Source organism: uncultured Bradyrhizobium sp. (genome assembly GCF_936928535.1).
In the GTDB taxonomy this organism is placed as follows: domain Bacteria; phylum Pseudomonadota; class Alphaproteobacteria; order Rhizobiales; family Xanthobacteraceae; genus Bradyrhizobium.
Genome location: NZ_CAKZHY010000143.1, coordinates 1 through 18583, shown reverse-complemented (window position 1 = coordinate 18583; position 18583 = coordinate 1). Strand labels below are relative to the sequence as shown.

Below are 18583 nucleotides of genomic sequence, written 5' to 3'. Positions count from 1 at the left end.
CGCAGATTGCGCTTGCGATTTCCGTCCAGGGGGAATGGTAGGTGGACAAGGGCGAAAATGGTCGCAATGGTCGCTACGCCATTAAGCCCGTTGCCGCGAAGGTGGATTTGCAGGCCATCGGATCGCCGCTCGCATCTGACTCGCTCAGGCTCCGCTCAACCGAGATCCTCGACAGGCTGCGCAGCGGTATCGGTTTCCGCCTGCTGGCTGCCGTGCTGCTGTTCAGCTCGCTCGTCACGCTGACGCTGACCGCGCTTCAGCTTTATCTCGACTATGATCACGAGGTCGGCGTCATCGAGACGCGTCTCGACGAGATCGGCCGAAGCTACCTTGCGAGCCTGGGCGAGAGCCTTTGGGCGCTCGACAAGAACCAGCTCAAGCTCCAGCTCGACGGCATTCAGCGCTTGCCCGGTATCCGCGCGGTCGAGATCCGCGAGGTCATCGATCGTCCGGATCCGATTCACATCTCCGTCGGCAGCCGCAGCGCGCGCGCCAGCATTGCCCGCGAATATCCGCTCGATTACGTGGTTCGCGGCACCAAGCGTCCGATCGGGATCCTGTATGTCGAAGCGACGCTCACCGAGGTCTACCGCCATCTCCTGAACCGGACTCTCGTCATCCTTGCGAGCCAGGCGGCCAAGACGTTTCTTGTCTCGCTCTTCATCCTCTATATCTTCCACGTCCTCGTCACCCGCCACCTCATCACCATTGCCGGCTTTGTCGGAAGCTACAATCTTGCGCGGCCGCCGCCACCGTTGCAGCTGAGCCGGCGGGTTCGGGACAGGCCCGACGAGTTCGACAAGGTTGCGGGTGCCTTCAATGACCTGTGCGCAAATCTGCAGCGTGCCTATGGCGATCTGCAGCAGGTGAACGCGCAGCTTCAGCAGGACCTGTTTGTGCGCCAGAAGGCCGAGCAGGACGCCCAGTTGAGCGAGCAGCGCTTTCGCGATTATGCGGAGACCGCATCCGACTGGTTCTGGGAAACCGGACCGGATCATCATTTCACCTACATTTCGGAACGGCTCGAAGCTTTCGGGATGGATCGTTCAGTGCTGATCGGCACGAGCCGCATCGACACCGCGATCAACAGCGGCGCCGAGCCGGAGAAATGGCGCGAGCACGAGGCCGTACTGGAACGTCACGAGCCGTTCCGCAATTTCGAGTACACAAGGCGCGATCTGGCCGGACGACTGCGCCATGTCAGCGTCAGCGGGCAGCCCGTATTCGCTCCTGACGGCCGCTTCCTCGGATATCGCGGCACCGGCACCGACCTGACCGAGCAGCACGAGATTACGGAGAGGTTGCGCCAGTCCCAGAAGATGGACGCGATCGGGCAGCTCACCGGCGGTGTCGCTCATGATTTCAACAATGTGCTGACGGTCATCACCGGTACGATCGAGATCATCCAGGAAGGCGTGGCCGACCGGCCCGAGCTCGCCGCGATCGCCCACCTCATCGACGAAGCGGCCGTGCGCGGTGCCGAGATCACCTCTCAGCTTCTGACCTTCGCGCGCCGCCAGCCGTTGCAGCCGCGTGAGGTCGACATCAATGACCTGGTGCTCGATGTCTGCAAGCTGCTCAAGCCGATGCTCGGGGAGCACATCGAGATCGACACGTTGCTTGCAAGCGATGCGTCTGCGCTGGCCGATCCGTCGCAGCTTTCGGCGGCGATCGTCAATCTCGCGATCAATGCCAGGGATGCCATGCCCGGCGGCGGCAAGCTGGTGCTCGAAAGCGCCAACGTGGTCATCGACGACGCTGCTGCGTTCCATGACGGGGTGCGCGCCGGCGAATTTGTGATGATCGCGGTCGCCGACACCGGCCAGGGTATTCCGCCTGACATCATCGATCGGGTGTTCGAGCCTTTCTTCACGACCAAAGGGATCGGCCGCGGCACCGGGCTCGGGCTCGCGATGGTCTACGGGTTTGCCAGGCAAACCGGCGGTGCCGTGAAGATCGAAAGCGAACAGGGGCGGGGCACCGTGGTCAGGCTTTATCTGCCACGCTCGGAGATCAAGGCCGCGGCGAAATCGGCATCCGCTCCGGGCGCCGCTGCGATCGGCGGCCAGGAAACCATCCTGGTGGTCGAGGACGATCCGCTGGTGCAAGGCTATGTGATCGCCCAGCTCGGTGGCCTCGGCTACAAGACCCTCATCGCCAGCGACGCGGAGGCGGCGTTGGCGCTGGTCGATCAGGGTGCCGAGTTCGATCTTCTGTTCACCGACGTGGTGATGCCGGGCGGAATGAACGGGCGCCAACTGGCGGAGGCCGTGCTCGCGCGTCGACCGGGGATGAAGGTGCTCTACACGTCGGGTTACACCGACGAGTTTGTCCATGACGGACGCCTCGACACCGGTGTCGCGCTGCTGCGCAAGCCGTACCGAAGGGCGGACCTCGCGCAGATGATCCGCGAGGTCCTCTCGGCAAAATAGTGTGCACGATCCTTTGAATGCCTGTGAGGCCAACTGCCGTTTTTGCGAGGGCGCTTCATGTCATCCTCTCATCCCCGTGCATCCGACGGCCGCTTGCGAAACTGCGGATCGTGTTTCCTGTTCGCCGGTTTGCTGTTGCTGGCCTTGCTGCCGCATCCTCTCCGTGCGGAGCCTTTGCGGCCGTTCGTGATGGTGACGGACCAGCCCGAAACCACATACGAAGGCAGATGGCAGCGGCTTGCCTATCAGGAGGCGTTCAAGCGGCTCGGCGTTCCGCTCGAGGTCGACCTGATGCCGACGCAGCGGGTGAGCGCGATGGTCGATTCCGGCGCCGTCGACGGGCAATTCATGCGCGTCCCCGCCTACGCGGACACACATCCCGACCAGGTGCGGGTCGACGAGCCGATCTACGAGGTGAGGTTTGCGATCTGGGCCAGCAATCCGGCGCTGACCTTGCCGCACCTGGAGGATCTGGCTGCGACGAACTGGATCGGCGTCTATCGACGCGGTGTCGAGCTGTGCCAGCGCTCGCTATCGTCCCTGGTGCCGGAGACGCGCCTGTCCAGCATCGCGACCGAATATGACGGGCTGCGCATGTTGCTGAGCGGCCGCGTCGACTTCTTTTGCGAGATCGATGCCGCGCTCAACAGCGCGCTCTATTCGCGCGAATTCAAGGGCGTCACGTCGGTGCGGCCGCTGCTGACGATCGGCGACCGGGTCGTGCTCTATCCATTTCTGTACAAGACCCATGCCGACCTCGCGCCCCGCCTGGCTGCCGTTCTGATGGAGATGAAGTCGGAGGGCCTGCTGGAACGGTACAGGCAGGAAGCGCGCGAGCAGTGAGCGAAAGTGCACCTGATCTGACGCGTGAAGGCGGCGCTCCTACACGTGCTTCACTGCCCGATCGTCCACTGTGATCAATGCGATGGGAGCGCTTCAGCTCCACGACGGCCGCGTGATACTCCCGAGAGTTTTTCGGGCGGGACATGTTCGGGCAACGGCGTCGCCGCTCATGCCTTCGTTGCCGAAAGCGACTGGAAATCCGCGATCGTCTTCGGAAGATTGGCCAGATCGCTGTTGGGGGCCGTCTGAACGCGGATCGAATGCATTCCGACAAGCTGGGCCATCAAGGTATCCAGGATGTTTTCCGTACAGAACAGGCATTGATTTGCCGGAACCTTCGCGCGTTTCACCGCCTCGTCGAAAATCGCTCTCTGTGGTTTCTCCATCCCGATTTCCGACGAGAACAGCACCAGGTTCGCTTCGAACACGCTCAGATCGAAATCGGCCGGCAGCAGCTTGAGAATCTCAGTTCGCGGGAGATCCGGGGTGTTGGAAATGATCCCGAGGCGAAGTCCCGACTGCCGGAGGCTGCTCAGCAAGGCTTTTGCTTTGGGAAGCCAGGCGCGTGGCTTGGTGGTGACCAGCGTGTCGCCCAGATCGAAAAAGATCACGGTGGTGGTCATGGCGGTCGCCCTCCCTCCGCTGCGGCATTCGCGCAGCGAACGTCTTCAATCATCAATGATTCCGAGGCGTCGGCAATCTTGGGACGATATCAATAGCTTCTGCAATTCAAGATAAGCTAGCCCGCCTTGAGTTGGAGTCAAGGCGAGTGGCGTCGCCAAATCCATGTTGCAACTGGCATCGGCGAGCGCCGGACCTCCCGTCCGGGCATGATGCATCGGCTTCCGTGGAGGTGGTCGGTGCCTTGGAAATCTGTCTCTATAGACGTGTACGCCCTCCGAAGCTGCTGCGGGGCCTTTGGGGGCTTTGGCATGAGCTTCTGCGGAGTGTAGCGACATGAGCGGTTTGGTGATCTCGGGCGGTCGGGTGGTGGATCCTGCGAGCGGAATGGATGCCATCGGCGACGTCGCCGTGCTGGACGGCAAGATTGCCGCGGTCGGCGCCTCGCTCGGCAGTGCCGAGCGGGTGATCGATGCGACCGGGCTCGTGGTCGCACCGGGCTTTATCGACCTGCATGCCCATGGCCAGTCCATCCCGGCCGACCGCATGCAGGCGTTCGACGGCGTGACGACGACGCTCGATCTCGAGGCCGGCGTGCTGCCGGTCGGCTCTTGGTTTGAGCGTCAGGCGAGGAAGGGCCGCGTGCTGAATTACGGCGCCGCCACCAACTGGGCCTTTGCGCGCATCGGCGCGATGACCGGCTCCAATGCAGAGAGTTCGCTGGAGGCTTTCGGCAATGCCATGCGCGACCGCCGCTGGATGGATAACGTGGCGAGCGATGCCGAGGTGGCGGGAATCCTCGATCGCCTCGCACGTGGCCTCAACGAAGGCGGCATCGGCATCGGCATCCTGAACGCTTATGCCCCGGGCGCGGGCGTGCAGGAGCTGACCGCGGTGTGCCAGCTTGCCGCGAAGCAGAACGTGCCGACCTTCACCCATGTCGCCTACATGTCGCGCATCGACCCCGAGAGCGCGGCGGAGGCCTATATCCGCCTGATCGGCTATGCCGGCGCCACGGGCGCGCACATGCACATCTGCCATTTCAATTCGTCGAGCAAGACCGACATCGAACGCTGCCGCGTGCTGATCGAGAAGGCGCAGGCGCAGGGGCTACCCATCACGGTCGAGGCCTATCCTTACGGAACCGGTTCGACCGTGCTGGCGGCCGCCTTCTTCAGCGATCCGCAATTCGTCGAGCGCAACGGCACCGGCTACGATTCCGTGCAGCGCGTCACCGACGGCTACCGCTTTCACGACCGCGAGGAGCTGCTCAAGGCGCAGGCCGAGGAGCCGTCCTCATTGGTGCTCTGGCACATCCTCGACACCGAGAACAATGCGCATCATCGCGATCTCCTCGACATGTCGGTGCTCTATCCCGGCGGCGCGATCGCATCCGACGCGATGCCGTGGACGCTGCCGGACGGCAGCACCTACAAGGGCGATGCCTGGCCGCTGCCCGATGACGCCACCTCGCATCCGCGCTCGGCCGGCTGCTTCACGAAGTTCATTCGCGAATGGGTGCGCGAGCGCAAGACCGTGTCGCTGCTCGAAGGCGTGCGCAAATGCGCGCTGATCCCCGCAGAGATACTGTCGCAAAGCACGCCCGCGATGCGCAGCAAGGGGCGGCTTGCCAAGGACGCCGACGCGGACATCGTCGTGTTCGACTACGAGAAGCTCTCGGACCGCGCGACGTTCACCGCGATGAACCGTCCGTCGGAAGGCGTGCGGCATCTGGTTGTGAGCGGCCATCCGCTGATTGCCGACGGTGTGCTGGATGTGGCCGCGCGGCCCGGAAAGCCCGTGCGCCGTCCTGTCGTTGCGGGCTGAGCCATGGGGGTCCCGATTCTCCTGGTGACGGGCTTCCTGGGGGCGGGCAAGACCACGGTCGTCAATCATCTGCTGGCTCACGCCGAGGGGCGGCGCATTGCCGCCGTCGTCAACGATTTCGGTGCCATCAACATCGATGCGGAGCTGATCGCGGGCGCAAGCGATGGCGTGGTCAGTCTCAGCAATGGCTGCATCTGCTGCTCGCTCGAAGGCGATCTGTTGCGGACGATCTCGACGCTGCTGCGGCGTGATCCGAGGCCGGAATACATCGTCATCGAGACCAGCGGCGTCGCCGATCCCGCCGACATCGTGCGCAACCTGATGGATCCCGTGATTTTGCGCGAGGCGCCGCTGGAAACCGTGCTGTGCGTGTTGGACGCCGCAACGCCGCCGGCCGCCCTGAACGATGCACTCCAGCGCTCGCAGCTGCGCGTCGCCGATATCGTGGCGCTGAGCAAGCTGGATCTCGCCGACGAAGGCGCTGGGCTCCGGATGCGCGAGGCCATCCGCGCCCAGCACGTTCCTGCGGTGGTGGTCGATGCAACGCACGGCGAAATTCCATCCGCGCTGCTGTTTCCCGCGACTGATCGCGCGCCCGCACCTCGCGAGCCAGGGCCAAAACGCCCGGCCGAAGAGCGCTTCGAGACGCTGAGCTGGACCTCCGACCGGCCGCTCTCGCTGCCGCGCTTGCAGCAGGCGATCGGCAAGCTGGCGCCGAAACTGGCGCGCGCAAAAGGCCTGTTCGAAACGGTCGAGCAGCCCGGACGCCAGATGGTGTTCCAGTTCGCGGGCGGCCGTGCAACGCTCGCGCCGGCTGATGCGCCCGCACCGGGCGTGCCGCGCGCGCGGATCGTCTTCATCGCCGAGATCGGTGTCCTCTCCAGGTCCGAGCTCGACGCGCTGATGGACGGCTGTGTTGCCTCGCCTTGACGTGAAGCGATAGAGTTGATCGAGCCGTGCTGGCGTTTCGATCCGAGGCCAACGATGTCCCTGAATGCCCCATCCGCTCCCGCTGATGCAGCCTCACGCCGCGCGGCGAGGCCGGCCATCGTTTATCCGGCCGGGACGATGCCCGGACCTGACATGGTCGTGCTCGAATTTGCGCGGCAGACGATGGTGAAGACACACGAGCTGATCGTGCCGCCACGCGATGCCCGGGCCTTTCGCGTGGTGCGCGGCCAGTTTGTCCGCATCGTCAGCATCGAAGGTCCTCAGGTCGGCGATCTCAATCTCTGGAACGCGGACGATCTTTCCGAGCGCTTCTTCAGCGGCAAGACGCGGGCGCTCCACGGCACCCATGTCGGCCTCGCTGACCGGCTCTGGAGCACGATGCCTCACCTGCGGCCGATGGCGACCATCAGTCACGATACGCTTGGCTGGTACGGCTTCGACGCCGACGGCGCCGGCATTCATGATGTCATCGGCACGCGCTGCGATCCCTACACCAATCTCATGCTGAACGGCACGAATTACGATTTCTGCTGCCACTCCAACCTGTCGCGCGCGCTTGCCGCCGAGTTGAAGGTCGATCCCGCCGCGGTGGAGCATCACGTCCACGACGTGCTCAACGTCTTCATGTGCACGGGCTTCACGCGGGACACGCATCAATATTTCATGAAGGCAAGTCCGGTCCGCCCGGGCGATTTCATCGAGTTCTTCGCGGAGATCAACCTGCTTGGGGCGTTGTCGGCCTGTCCCGGCGGTGACTGCAGCGCAACCCATTCCAGCGATGCCGCGGCCTGCCATCCGCTCAAGATCGAAATCTTCGAGCCGGACCGAACGACGCTGAAGGGCTGGTCCTGGCCGGCGCCGAGCGCGTATCACCGTCACCACGGCCTGCCCACGGCAAGCCGGAGGTCCTAATCCTCCACTGGCATCGCGTCTCCGTGCACGTACCATTCCGCACGCGAGGCCCACTGGACATGCCGGTCGGGTGTCGCGCCGAGCGGCTCGTCGAACGCGCCGGCATGGATGATCGCCTCGCGCCCGCTGCGCGTCAGATGCGGCATCGGGCTCCCGCAGGCTTTGCAGAACGCGGAGGCAAAACTGCGCGCGGCAGCTTCCCCTGAAGGTCGTCATGTCATTTCCTCGCCTGGCTCGGGCGGTTTCTCCGTCGCCTCTTCGGCATGGACAGGGAGAGCGCCGTGCGCGCCTCGCAGGCGGATCATCGTGTCGATCACATCGACGTCGATCTTCAGCATGTCGAGGTCGCGCGTCATCTCGCGCACCTCCTGACCCTTGCGCGCCAGCTCCTCGGAGACGTCCACCGCCATCTTGCGCTCGGTCACGTTGCCTAGCGTGTTGGTGAACAGCTTTGCCCGCATCCATTCGAGCCGCGCCCGCTGGGTGTCACGCTCGAATTTCTTTTCCGCGTAGCGGCGCCGGGCCTCAGCATAGGCGCCGACCAGCGCGGTTCCGGCAGGCTCCATAATTGCTCGACCGACATGGTCATGCCGTTGAGGTCCTGAGTTCAGCTCGGCGGAGGCTTGCTCCGCGGCCTATCAGATCCTTCCCGCTGGCAATTCACAAGAGGGTGTTGGTGGATGCTTTGCGTTCAAGCGAATTGGGCGATGCCGTGTCCGACCGACCAGTTCTCCGCGGGGGCATCGAGCACGTTGACGAACACATCCTCGGGGCGGATGCCGGGATTATCGCCGAGCAGATCCACGATCCGGCGGTACAGCGCCTTCTTCTGCTCGGAGGTGCGCGAGGCGAACACGGTGATCTGGATGAGCACGGCATCGTCGCTGCGCGCGACGCCGTAGGCGTTGCCGCAGCGGAAGTTCGCGGGCGATAGCTCAGTGATGGTCATGAACTCGTCGCCTTCGGGCACGTTCAGCGCCTCGCGCATGGCGCGATAGAGCCCGTCGAGGATCGCCTGCCGGTAGGTGTCCGGCTTTCCGGCGCGCATCGAGACGTGGAGCAGAGGCATCAGTTGGTCCCTTCGCATGCGGGCGCAACCGGCCGGCGCAGGCAAGCGCCGGTCGTTCGGCCCATTGGTGAGAACGGGCTATCAGTTCCGACTGGTTTTTGACACGATGTCCAGAAATCACATTCTTGACGTCGTGTCAAATACTCGGAGTGTCACTTGAGGCCGCGTGAATTCGATCATGACGATGTCCTGCGCATCGCCTTCGAGCAGTTCTGGCGCAAGGGGGTGCGCGGCACCTCGCTGTCGGACATCGCGCGCGATGCCGGCGTTCAGCGCGGCAGCCTCTACAACGCCTTCGGCAGCAAGGAGGCCTTGTTCCTCCAGGCCTATGAGCGTTACGCCGGCGATTATCTGCTCGCCCTGCAAAAGGCGCTTGGCACCGGCTCCTTGCGCAAACGCCTGACGGCTTTCTTCGATCTCACTATCGGCAATTTCCGGTCCGGTTCGCCGCCGCGCGGATGTCCGACCACGCGGGGACTGATGGAGCTTGGCGCAGCTGAAGATGAAGGGCTCGACGAGGACGCGCGGAAGGCCTTTGCGCACTTCATGTCGCGCATCACAACGCTGGTTCAGGACGCGTTGTCGGCAGGTGCCGAGCGCGGCGAGTTCAGCGGTGATCCGGCCGCCACAGCGCTGCACATCGTCACGGTCACGCGGGGCCTCGCCGTGCTCGAACGCGCCTTTGATGACGAACCGCAGTTGCGCAAGATTGCCGCCCATACAGTCGACCTCGTACTCGGCAAGGGCGGCCGCTTGTCAGACTCGCAGAAGATCCGTGCCGGGAACCCGAATGCTTAAGGCTTTGCTAAGGCCGGCGGGATAAAATGGCATATCAGCCCCGCCAAATCTTGCGAGCACCGATGATTTTCTCCCGCATCAGTTTCAAGCTGGTCCTCATTGTTGGCATCAGCCTGGTTGGCATGATCGCGCTGGCGCCGATCGCGCTGTCGACCCTGCGCAGCCAGATGATCGCCGACCGCCAGGCCAAGACCCAGCACATGGTCGACGTCGGCTACGGTATCCTGGCGCACTACCAGAAGCTGGAGAGCGACGGAAAACTCACGCGCGAGCAGGCACAGGCTGGCGCCATGGCCGAGATCAAGAGCCTGCGCTACGACAAGGTCGAGTATTTCTGGCTCAATGACATGACACCCAAGATGATCATGCATCCGATCAAGCCCGAGCTTGACGGCAAGGATCTCGCGGGAATGAAGGATCCTTCCGGCAACGCGCTGTTCCTCGGCTTCGTTGACGTCGTCAAGAAACAGGGTGCGGGCTTCTACAGCTACCTGTGGCCGAAGCCCGGCTTCGAGCAACCGGTCGCGAAGATCTCCTATGTGAAGGGCTTTGCGCCGTGGGGCTGGATCATCGGCACCGGCATCTATCTCGACGATGTCGACGCTGTGTTCCGCCAGGATGCGATGACGTTCGGCCTGGTGTGTCTCGCGGTGTTCGTGCTCGTGCTCGGCGCCTCCTTCGTGATCGGCCGCAGCGTGACGCGGCCGCTCGCGAAAATCACCGGCCTCACCGAGCGCCTCGCCGCCGGCGACAGCGCGTTCGACGTGCCCTACACCAACCGCGCCGACGAGGTCGGCGGGCTCGCCAAGGCGCTGGCCGTCTTCAAGGACAATGCCTCGGCCGTAGGCCGGATGCATGCCGAGCAGCAGGAGACGAAGCAGCGCACCGACGACGAGAAGCGCAAGACGATGGCTGAACTCGCTGGGAAGTTCGAGGCGAGCGTCCAGGCCGTGGTCCGCGACGTCTTCAACGAGGCGCGCGCGATGCAGCAGGCCGCGCAGGGCATGTCGGAGACCGCAGACAAGGCGACCGACCGCGCCAGCTTCGTCGCCACCGCCTGCCAGCAGGCTTCGAACAATGTGCAGACGGTGGCCTCCGCCGCCGGACAGCTGTCGGCCTCGATCACCGAGATCAGCCAGCGCGTCGCCCAGGCTGCGACCGTCGCCGACAAGGCGGCTGCCGACGGCCAGCGCACCAACGACACCGTACAGGGACTGGCGGCCGCAGCCCACAAGATCGGCGAGGTCATCGACTTGATCAACCAGATCGCCTCGCAGACCAACCTGCTCGCGCTCAATGCGACGATCGAAGCTGCCCGCGCGGGCGAGGCCGGCAAGGGCTTTGCGGTGGTCGCAAGCGAAGTGAAATCCTTGGCGAGCCAGACGGCGAAGGCCACCGACGAGATCGGCGCGCAGATCACCGCGATCCAGGCGGAGACCAACCAGGTCGTCGGCAACATCGAAAGCATCCGTGCCACCATCATGGAGGTCAACGAGATCTCCTCCTCGATCGCAGCCGCGGTCGAAGAGCAGGGTGCCGCGACGCAGGCCATTGCCCACAGCGTGCAGGAGGCAGCCTCCGGCACCGATCAGGTCTCGCAAAACATCTCCGGTGTCACCGATGCGACCGCGGAGACCGGCGAGGCCGCTGGCCGCGTGCTGCAATCGAGCGGCCGGCTGGCCGAGAAGCTGCAATCGCTGGAGAACGAGGTCAGCGCCTTCGTTGCGGGCGTGCGGGCGGCCTGACGCGCGCTCGTTCGGCGTTTTTCCGCGTCACGGTATCGCCCGTGACGCCGACAAACTGTTTATCTTGACATGAGGTTCGCCGTGCTCGACGTGTAATCGCGTCGATCGAAGGCACATCTGTGCCCGAAAAGAAAAGCGCGACGGAGAGACGTCATGAGTGCAGGCCTCACCGAGAAGGACTACCTCGCCACCTTGCACGGTCTGTGGGAGAAGGCCTGGCCCAAGGGCATGCCGCGTTCGCCCAACTATCTGCACGGCGAAGTTCCCTTGACCGAGTATCTGCGCGCCTGGGCGAAGCAGAGCCCGAGGCGACCTGCGGTGATCTTCTACGGGCACGTCACAACCTATGCCGAGCTCGACCAGCAGAGCGACCGCTTTGCGGCGCTATTGCAGGCGAAAGGCGTGCGCAAGGGCGATCGCGTCGCTGTCTTCCTGCCGAACTGTCCGCAATTCCACATCGTGTTCTTCGGCATCCTGAAGCTCGGTGCGGTCCACGTTCCCGTGAGCCCGCTGTCGCGCGCGTTTGAACTGTCCTACGAGCTCAACGACACCAAGGCCGAGGTGATCGTGGCGCTCGACCAGCTCATCCCTGTCGTCGAGCAGGTCAGGAGCGAGGTGAGCTTGCGCGAAATCATCGTCGCCAGCTTTGCCGATGTCGTGCCGGCGACACCGGCATTTCCGGCGCCGGACTCGATCCGCACACCGCGCATCGCGGTCGCAGGTGCAACCGACCTGCTGCCGGCGCTCGCTGCGATGGCCGCGCCGGCGCCGCTGCCGCCGCCCGGCCTCGATGAGGTCGCCGCGCTCAACTACACCGGCGGCACCACGGGCATGCCCAAGGGCTGCGTCCACACCCATCGCGACATGGTCTACACGGCCGCCGCCAATTACGGCATCTCGGTCTTGTCGGACGAGAGCAGCGTGTTCCTGTCGTTCTTCCCGGAGTTCTGGATCGCCGGTGAGAATTTCGGCCTGATCTTCCCGCTGTTCTCGGGCGCGACGCTAGTTCTGCTGGCGCGCTGGGATGCGGTCGGTGCCATGGCCGCGATCGACAAATACAAGGTCTCGATCACGGCGATGCCGGTCGATGGCGCGGTCGAGCTGATGGATCATCCGCGCTGGAGCGAGTTTGATCTGTCGTCGCTGCAGCAGGTCCGCGTGGTCTCCTTCGTCAAGAAGCTCAACGCCGACTACCGCAAGCGCTGGAAGGATCTCACCGGCACGATCCTGATGGAGGCGGCCTGGGGCATGACCGAGACCCACACCTCCAACACCTTCACATCAGGCTTCCAGGACGACGATTTCGATCTCAACAACCAGCCGATCTTCGTCGGCCTGCCGGTCCCCGGCGCCGAGTTCAAGATCACCGATTTCGAGACCGGCGCGTTGCTGCCGCTCGGCGCCGAGGGCGAGATCCGCGTGCGCACGCCCTCGCTGCTCAAGAGCTATTGGAACAAGCCGGAGGCGTCAGCGGAGTCGCTGATCGACGGCTGGCTGCGCACCGGCGATATCGGCACCATCGACAAGGATGGCTTTCTGCACTTCCTCGGCCGTCGCAAGGAGATGCTGAAGGTCAAGGGCATGAGCGTGTTTCCGCCGGAGATCGAGGCGCTGCTCGGCCAGCACCCGAAGGTGCTGGGCTCCGGCGTGGTCGGTCGCGACGACCCTGAGAAGGGGCAGGTGCCGGTGGCCTATATCCAGCTCAAGCCGGAGGCGGTTGGTACCATCTCGGCGGAAGATCTACGCGGGTGGTGCGCCGAGCGCATGGCCGTCTACAAGGTGCCGGAAGTGCGTATCATCGATGCGCTGCCGTTGACGGCCACCGGCAAGGTCAAGAAGCAGGACCTCAACCCGAACCAGCCTGCCGCAGTCTGAGTGAGAGAGACGATGTCGTTCAAGAAGCTCCTGATCGCCAATCGCGGCGAGATCGCCATCCGCATTGCGCGCGCCGCGGCCGATGCCGGCATAGCAACGGTAGCGATCCATCCCGCTGACGATGCGCTCTCGCTGCATGTGCGTGTCGCGGATGAGGCGGTGGAAATCCCCGGTCGCGGTGCGCGGGCCTACCTCGACATCGACGCCGTGGTGAAGGCGGCGAAGGGCGCCAGCTGCGATGCGGTCCATCCCGGCTACGGCTTCCTCAGCGAGAACGCGGCGTTAGCCAAAGCCAGCGCCGATGCGGGCATCGTCTTCGTCGGACCGAAGCCGGCCGCGCTGGAGCTGTTCGGCGACAAGGTCGCGGCGCGGCAATTGGCAAAGCGCTGCGGCGTGCCGATCATTGCCGGCACCAGCGGACCGTCCTCGTTAGAGGAGATCACGGCGTTCTTCACCTCGCTCGGCAGCAACGCGGCGATCGTGATCAAGGCGATGGCCGGCGGCGGCGGTCGCGGCATGCGGGTCGTCGAGAACGCGGCTGATCTTGCGGAGGCCTATGCGCGCTGCCAGTCCGAAGCCAAGGCGGCGTTCGGCTACGACGGCGTCTATGCGGAGCGGTTGATCCGGCAGGCGCGCCACATCGAGGTGCAGATCATCGGCGATCATCACGGCGCGATCTCGCATCTCTGGGAACGCGAATGCACCATCCAGCGCCGGCATCAGAAGCTGATCGAGGTGGCGCCGAGTCCGTCGCTCAGCGATGGCTTGCGTGGCCGCATCATCGAGGCGGCCAGGCAGCTCGCGGCAGCGGCGTCTTACGACAATCTCGGCACCTTCGAGTTCCTGGTCGACGGCACCGCCGAAGACAGCTTTGCCTTCATCGAGGCCAATCCACGCCTTCAGGTCGAGCACACCGTCACCGAAGAGGTACTCGGCCTCGATCTCGTCCGTGCTCAGCTTGCGATTGCTGCCGGCAGCTCGTTGGCTTCGCTCGGCCTCGCGCAGACGTCGATCCCGAAGCCGCGCGGCTATGCCATGCAGCTGCGCGTCAACATGGAAACGCTGGACGAAACGGGCGCCACACATCCGACCGGCGGCGTGCTCGCCGTGTTCGAACCGCCGTCCGGCCCCGGCGTCCGCGTCGACAGTTTTGGCTACGCCGGCTACAAGACCAGCGCGGCCTTCGACTCGCTGCTGGCCAAGGTCATCGTGCATGCGCCGGCGGAGTCCTGGCACGATGTGGTCGCCAAAGCCTCGCGCGCTCTGCGCGAGTTCCGGATCGACGGCGTCGTCACCAATATCGCCTTTCTCCAGGCCGTGCTTGCGCATCCCGATTTCAGGACCAACCGCATCGCGACCGACTTCATCGATCGCAACATCGCAAAGCTGGTCGAGGCGGCGGATGGCGCGGCCAAGCCGCTCTACTTTGCTGCGGCCGAGCGCGGCGGCGCTCATGCCGCCGAGGCGCACGTCGCGCAAGTCGTGCCGGAGGGCGCCGTGATGGTCGCGGCGCCCTTGCAGGGCACCATCGTCACCATCCAGGTGAAGGAGGGCGAGATCGTTCGCCCCGGCCAGCAGCTCGCCGTGATCGAGTCCATGAAGATGGAGCACCTCGTCATGGCCGAGCAGGGCGGCCGCGTCATGAAGATCGCGGCCGGCGACGGCGCCACGCTGCTGCATGGCGAGCCGATCCTTTATCTGGAGCCGCTCGATGTCGCGGCCGATCACACGGCTGCAGAAGCTGCCGTCGATCTCGACCACGTCCGTCCCGACCTCGCCGAGCTGATCGCGCGTCAGGCCAATACTCTGGACGAGAACCGCCCGGCCTCGGTCGAGCGCCGCCGCAACACCAACCAGCGCACAGCGCGCGAGAACGTCGCGCAGCTCGTCGACGACGGCTCCTTCATGGAATACGGCAGCCTCGCCATTGCCGCCCAACGGCGCCGACGCAAGCTCGACGACCTCATCAAGAACACGCCGGCCGACGGCCTCGTCATGGGCGTCGCGACCGTCAACGCCGAGAAGTTCGGCGGCGATGCCGCGCGCTGCATCGTCGTGGCCTATGACTACACCGTCCTTGCGGGCACGCAGGGCCATATGAACCACAAGAAGATCGACCGCATGCTGACGCTGGCGGAAGACTGGCGCGTGCCGCTGGTGTTTTACGCCGAGGGCGGCGGCGGCCGACCCGGCGACACCGACCGGCTCGGCATGACCGGTCTCGACGGCCCGTCCTTCGTGCAGTTCGCAAGGCTCTCCGGCCTCGTGCCTGTCATCGGCGTCGTCTCCGGCTATTGCTTTGCCGGCAACGCCGCGATGCTCGGCTGCTGCGACGTCATCATCGCCACCAAGAACGCCTCGATCGGCATGGGCGGCCCCGCCATGATCGAAGGCGGCGGGCTTGGCGTCTATCACCCGGCCGAAGTCGGCCCGGTCTCGTTCCAGTCGCCGAACGGCGTCATCGACATCCTCGTCGAGGATGAGGAGGAGGCGACCTCGGTCGCGCAAAAATACCTGTCCTATTTCCAGGGTGCGGTGAAGGACTGGGAGGCTGCCGATCAGCGCCTGCTCCGTCGCGCCATCCCCGAGAATCGCCTGCGTGTCTACGACATCCGCAGCGTAATCAATCTCGTCGCCGATAAGGGCTCGGTGCTGGAGTTGCGCCGCGACTACGGCGTCGGCATGATCACCGCGCTGATCCGGATCGAAGGCAAGCCGTTCGGCCTGATCGCCAACAATCCGCGCCATCTTGGTGGCGCCATCGACGCCGATGCCGGCGACAAGGCCGCGCGCTTCCTCCAGCTTTGCGACGCCTTCGATCTGCCCGTTGTCTCGCTCTGCGACACGCCCGGCTTCATGGTCGGCCCGGAAGCCGAGAAGACCGCGATCGTGCGGCATGTCTCGCGCATGTTCGTGACGGGGGCGAGCCTCACCGTGCCGCTGTTCGGCATCGTGCTGCGCAAGGGCTATGGCCTCGGCGCGCAGTCGATGATCGGGGGCGGTTTCCATGCCTCGTTCTTCACCGCGGCCTGGCCGACCGGCGAGTTCGGCGGCATGGGGCTGGAAGGTTATGTCCGCCTCGGCTTCCGCAAGGAGATGGAGGCGATCGCCGATCCCGAGGAGCGCGAGACCTATTATCGCAACAAGGTCGCCGAGCTCTACGCCAACGGCAAGGCCGTCTCGATCGCCTCGGTGTTCGAGATCGACAACGTCATCGACCCCGCCGAGACGCGCCGCTGGATCATGGCGGGGCTTCGGTCAGTGCCGAAGCCGCCGGCGCGGACGGAAAAGAAGCGGCCGTGCATCGACACGTGGTGAGGGCGGTGCAGCAATCTTAAGTCTCTCCGTCATTCCGGGGCGATGCGAAGCATCGAACCTGGAATCTCGAGATCCTCAGGTGCGCAAGGGCGCACCGTAGTTCGGCTCTTCGAGCTGTCCCGGGATGACGATGGAGAGAGCTGCGCCACTCGGCCGTCGCGGTTCCCGATTGACATCCCCGCCCGTGGTGCCAGACTTTGCACCATAATACAGGGTGGAGACGCCGCGATGGCCAGCCTTTCGGCCTCGAACCATGTCGCCCGTGTCTTGTCCGTGGCCAATCATGTGGCCGACGTCGATGCATCCTCGCGCATCGAGAGTTCCTGGCGGCGCTGCCTGATCAGCCACAAGCTCGATCCTGCCCGTCAGGGCCCGCCGCAGACGCTCACCGAGGCCGAGATCCGTCACGTCGCCGAGCCGATGGAGGAGACCATCCGGCTGCTGACGCCCGAGCTCGACGATCTCGCGCGCGTGCTGCGCGACGCCGGCTATTGCGTCAATCTGGCTGACGCCAATGCCACCATGCTGTTCAGCCGTTTGCCGGGAGAAGCCGACGCGCGGATGTTTATGGACTGGAAGATCTACACGGGCTCGAACTTTGCCGAGACGTTTGAAGGCACCAACGGGCTTGGTACCGCGCTCGCCGAGCAGAAGCCGATCCTGGTGCATCGCGACGAGCATTTTCGCGCGCAATGGCACATGTTCTCCTGCGCGGTGGCGCCGCTGTTCGACCAGGCCGGGCGGCTCGCCGGTGCCGTGAACATCACCTCCTGCCGCGAGGATCTCGAGCGCGCCGCGCATCAGCTCGCACTCGCGGTGACGATGGAGGCGACGCGGCGCATGGAGGGCGCGATCTTCCGCGATCACTTCCGGAACGCCTGGATCGCGACCGTGCCCGGCGATGGCGGCAGCGGCTTGCTTGCCTATGACGACGACCGCCGCATCGTCGGCGCCTGCCGCTCCGCGCGCGCCTTGCTCGGCCTCACCGATGGCCTGATCGCATCCGGCATCGACCTGTCGCGCTACATCAAGCTTGACCATGCGCGTCATTCAGACGAGCTCGTCGAGCTGCGCCGCGCGGATGGTCGGCCTCTGGGCCAGAGCCATGTCTCCTCGCCGCTGCGCGCAAAACCTTCGGCGCTGCGCCATGATGTTCAGATCGATCGTTTCGACGCGTTGCATCGGCTGGCCGGCCGCGATCCTGGTCTGGTCAAGAGCGTGAAACGCCTGAAGAGCATCGGCGATCACAATCTGCCGGTGCTGCTGCACGGCGAGACCGGCGTCGGCAAGGACGTATTCGCGCGGGCTATCCATGCCGCCAGCAACCGCGCGCGTGACAATTACGTCGCGCTGAATTGCGCGGCGATGCCGGAGAGCCTGATCGATGCCGAGCTGTTCGGCTATGAGGCCGGCGCCTTCACCGGCGCGCGCCGCGACGGCTCGAAGGGCCTGATCGTGCAGGCCGATGGCGGCACGCTGTTCCTCGACGAGATCGGCGACATGCCGATCGCGCTGCAGACGCGGCTGTTGCGCGTGCTGGAGAACCGCGAAGTCTGGCCGCTCGGCGCGCTGAAGCCTGTCGCCGTCGATATCCGCCTGATCAGCGCCACCCATCGCGATCTCGGCCGCATGGCGGAGGAGGGCGCCTTCCGCGCCGACCTCTATTTCCGCCTGCGCGGCATGGAGGTGCGGTTGCCCGCCTTGCGGGAGCGCGCTGACAGGGATGACATCATCCGCCAGATCGCACGCGAGGAAGCGCCGAACTGCTGCCTCTCGGGCGAAGCCTGGGCCCGGCTCGCGGCCTATCCCTATCCCGGCAACATGCGCCAGCTCCGCCATGTGCTGCGGCTTGCCGGCTGCACGGCCGAGGATGGGGTGATTACCGATGCCGATCTCGATTTGCCGCCGTTCGGGGGGAGAGTTGAGCCGGACCTCGAAGCCGCCGAACGTGCCACGATCATCGCTGTACTGCGCAAGCATGGCGGCCGCGTCACCGAAGCGGCGCGAACGCTAAAGCTCAGCCGCGCGACGCTGTACCGGAAGATCAAGCAGCTGAAAATCGAGACGGCGCAGTGACCTTTCTTACCCTCTCCCCTTGTGGGAGAGGGTGGCTCGCCGCGTTAGCGGCGAGACGGGTGAGGGGGATCTCTCCGCGAGTCCTGCTCCCACTTGAACGCGCCGATAGATACCCC

At 64.9% G+C, this 18583-nt stretch carries 13 protein-coding genes and 1 pseudogene; 10 read left to right on the top strand and 4 right to left on the bottom strand.

From position 1 onward, the window contains the following. Nucleotides 1–41 precede the first annotated feature (41 nt). Together Q0687_RS28070 and Q0687_RS28065 are read left to right on the top strand one after the other, a co-directional pair. Nucleotides 42–2432 carry an ATP-binding protein gene (locus Q0687_RS28070; RefSeq protein ID WP_298884373.1) on the top strand — a complete coding sequence of 797 codons (2391 nt, stop codon included), beginning with the start codon at nucleotides 42–44 and terminating at the stop codon, nucleotides 2430–2432. Between the two features lie 57 nt (nucleotides 2433–2489). After that, the gene (locus tag Q0687_RS28065) at nucleotides 2490–3275 is read left to right on the top strand and encodes a hypothetical protein (protein WP_298884370.1); all 786 of its coding nucleotides are present in this window, start codon (nucleotides 2490–2492) and stop codon (nucleotides 3273–3275) included. Between the two features lie 167 nt (nucleotides 3276–3442). Here the strand turns inward: Q0687_RS28065 and Q0687_RS28060 are convergent, their stop codons facing one another. Continuing rightward, nucleotides 3443–3898 carry an HAD-IA family hydrolase gene (locus Q0687_RS28060; protein ID WP_298884367.1) on the bottom strand — a complete coding sequence of 152 codons (456 nt, stop codon included), beginning with the start codon at nucleotides 3896–3898 and terminating at the stop codon, nucleotides 3443–3445. A 334-nt stretch (nucleotides 3899–4232) separates the two neighbouring features. Here Q0687_RS28060 and Q0687_RS28055 point away from each other — a divergent pair, with 334 nt between their 5' ends. From Q0687_RS28055 to Q0687_RS28045, 3 genes are read left to right on the top strand one after another with little or no spacing between them, the layout of a single operon-like run. Beyond that, nucleotides 4233–5723: an amidohydrolase family protein gene (locus Q0687_RS28055; RefSeq protein ID WP_298884364.1), complete on the top strand. Its 1491-nt coding sequence runs from the start codon at nucleotides 4233–4235 to the stop codon at nucleotides 5721–5723. A 3-nt stretch (nucleotides 5724–5726) separates the two neighbouring features. After that, nucleotides 5727–6653 carry a GTP-binding protein gene (locus tag Q0687_RS28050; RefSeq protein WP_298884361.1) on the top strand — a complete coding sequence of 309 codons (927 nt, stop codon included), beginning with the start codon at nucleotides 5727–5729 and terminating at the stop codon, nucleotides 6651–6653. Nucleotides 6654–6707: 54 nt separating this feature from the next. Next, nucleotides 6708–7586 carry a DUF1989 domain-containing protein gene (locus Q0687_RS28045; protein WP_298884358.1) on the top strand — a complete coding sequence of 293 codons (879 nt, stop codon included), beginning with the start codon at nucleotides 6708–6710 and terminating at the stop codon, nucleotides 7584–7586. Here Q0687_RS28045 and Q0687_RS28040 read toward each other — a convergent pair. From Q0687_RS28040 to Q0687_RS28030, 3 genes and pseudogenes are all read right to left on the bottom strand, one after another. After that, nucleotides 7583–7762, bottom strand: a pseudogene (locus Q0687_RS28040) (aldehyde-activating protein); the annotation flags it as partial. The gene Q0687_RS28045 and the pseudogene Q0687_RS28040 overlap by 4 nt on opposite strands. A 36-nt stretch (nucleotides 7763–7798) precedes the next feature. Continuing rightward, nucleotides 7799–8152: a hypothetical protein gene (locus Q0687_RS28035; protein WP_298884355.1), complete on the bottom strand. Its 354-nt coding sequence runs from the start codon at nucleotides 8150–8152 to the stop codon at nucleotides 7799–7801. 125 nt (nucleotides 8153–8277) lie between these two features. Then, nucleotides 8278–8655 (bottom strand): tautomerase family protein, encoded by a 378-nt coding sequence (locus tag Q0687_RS28030; protein ID WP_298884353.1) that lies wholly within the window; start codon nucleotides 8653–8655, stop codon nucleotides 8278–8280. A gap of 156 nt (nucleotides 8656–8811) precedes the next feature. Between Q0687_RS28030 and Q0687_RS28025 the strand changes: the two genes are divergently transcribed. The 5 genes from Q0687_RS28025 to Q0687_RS28005 all read left to right on the top strand — a co-directional run bounded on the left by Q0687_RS28025 (nucleotide 8812) and on the right by Q0687_RS28005 (nucleotide 18467). Further along, on the top strand, nucleotides 8812–9453 hold the full coding sequence (locus Q0687_RS28025; RefSeq protein WP_298884351.1) for a TetR/AcrR family transcriptional regulator: 642 nt from the start codon (nucleotides 8812–8814) through the stop codon (nucleotides 9451–9453). 62 nt (nucleotides 9454–9515) lie between these two features. Next, nucleotides 9516–11198, top strand: coding sequence for a cache domain-containing protein (locus tag Q0687_RS28020; protein ID WP_298884348.1), 1683 nt, complete (start codon nucleotides 9516–9518; stop codon nucleotides 11196–11198). Between the two features lie 153 nt (nucleotides 11199–11351). Continuing rightward, on the top strand, nucleotides 11352–13073 hold the full coding sequence (locus Q0687_RS28015; RefSeq protein WP_298884346.1) for an AMP-binding protein: 1722 nt from the start codon (nucleotides 11352–11354) through the stop codon (nucleotides 13071–13073). A 12-nt stretch (nucleotides 13074–13085) separates the two neighbouring features. Beyond that, the gene (locus Q0687_RS28010) at nucleotides 13086–16391 is read left to right on the top strand and encodes a carboxyl transferase domain-containing protein (RefSeq protein WP_298884343.1); all 3306 of its coding nucleotides are present in this window, start codon (nucleotides 13086–13088) and stop codon (nucleotides 16389–16391) included. Between the two features lie 228 nt (nucleotides 16392–16619). Then, nucleotides 16620–18467: a sigma-54-dependent Fis family transcriptional regulator gene (locus Q0687_RS28005; RefSeq protein ID WP_298884341.1), complete on the top strand. Its 1848-nt coding sequence runs from the start codon at nucleotides 16620–16622 to the stop codon at nucleotides 18465–18467. Nucleotides 18468–18583: the final 116 nt, after the last annotated feature.